This window comes from Coprococcus sp. AM97-35, assembly GCF_027697525.1.
Classification (GTDB): domain Bacteria; phylum Bacillota; class Clostridia; order Lachnospirales; family Lachnospiraceae; genus Allocoprococcus; species Allocoprococcus comes.
Genome location: NZ_JAQESL010000073.1, coordinates 1 through 1057, shown reverse-complemented (window position 1 = coordinate 1057; position 1057 = coordinate 1). Strand labels below are relative to the sequence as shown.

The 1057-nt window shown below is 47.4% G+C and carries 2 protein-coding genes; both read left to right on the top strand.

Translation table 11 applies throughout. The features are described from left to right. Positions 1-222, top strand: a 222-nt coding sequence (locus PG840_RS16690; RefSeq protein ID WP_270613914.1) for a helix-turn-helix domain-containing protein, incomplete at its 5' end; no start/stop codon positions are given. Between the two features lie 145 nt (positions 223-367). Further along, positions 368-682, top strand: coding sequence for a DUF3847 domain-containing protein (locus PG840_RS16685; protein ID WP_002578306.1), 315 nt, complete (start codon positions 368-370; stop codon positions 680-682). The last annotated feature ends 375 nt before the right edge of the window (positions 683-1057 follow it).

The following is a 1057-nucleotide window of genomic DNA, read 5'->3' as shown; positions in this document are numbered from 1 at the left end:
AGAAAGATTGCCTTATCTATTGAGGAAGCTGCTGATTATACGGGAATTGGCAGGAACACCCTGCGAAAGTTGGTAGAGTGGAAGAAACTTCCGGTATTGAAGGTTGGGAGAAAAGTCCTGATCAAAACGGATATGCTGGAACTTTTTATGGAAGCCAACGAGGGCAGAGACTTGAGGGATAAGGGAAATGTGAAAGCAGTCACAAGAAACGGTTCAACTTAAAAAAGCGGTTCCCGAAGAAACCGCCAAAGGTTCTATCAGACCGGAGTCATGATATACCTACACGCAAACAGATTATACCATGTACTTCGTCTGACAGACAACAGGAAACTTATGTTTGGAAGAAAAAGAAAGGACGATGATATTTATGGCAAGATCAACAAAGAGTTATGAGGAGCGTATGCTCCAGTTGGAAAAGAAAGAACAGGAAAGCCTTGAGAAAGCAAAACAGTATGCAGCACAGAAACGGGAACTGAAGAAACGTCAGAAAGATGTGGAAACTAAAAAGCGGACACACAGGCTCTGCCAGATTGGTGGTGCGGTGGAATCGGTGCTGGGTTCTGCGATTGAGGAAGATGATATCCCAAAGCTGATCGGCTTCTTAAAAAGGCAGGAAGCAAATGGGAAATTCTTCTCAAAGGCAATGCAGAAAGAGCCAGTTGCAAATACGGAGGAAGTGTAATGCCGGAGGGAGTGGAGTTTCCATTCCCTTCATTGCTTTTTCATGAAGGGCGCACTTATGGACAACCAGAGGTCGTCCGTATAAGTTTGCCACAGGTGGCAACCGGTCTGCGCTTACGCTTGCCGGGCTCGTTCCGTCGGCGGGGCTTTCAGCCAGACCTGCTCATGCCGCAGGAGGGACTCTTCGCCAGAGGGGCACATTCCATGCAGGCTGTTATGCACAGGGCACTCTTACGCAGAGGGTGCTCCGGCAGATACCATTTTCTTTTAGGAAAAACGTTACCTGCCGGAAATCAAAGCCGGATACAGCAGAAAGGGGGAAACGGAGCATGGCGATTTTTCATTATACAGTAAAGATTGTTGGACGCAGCAAAGG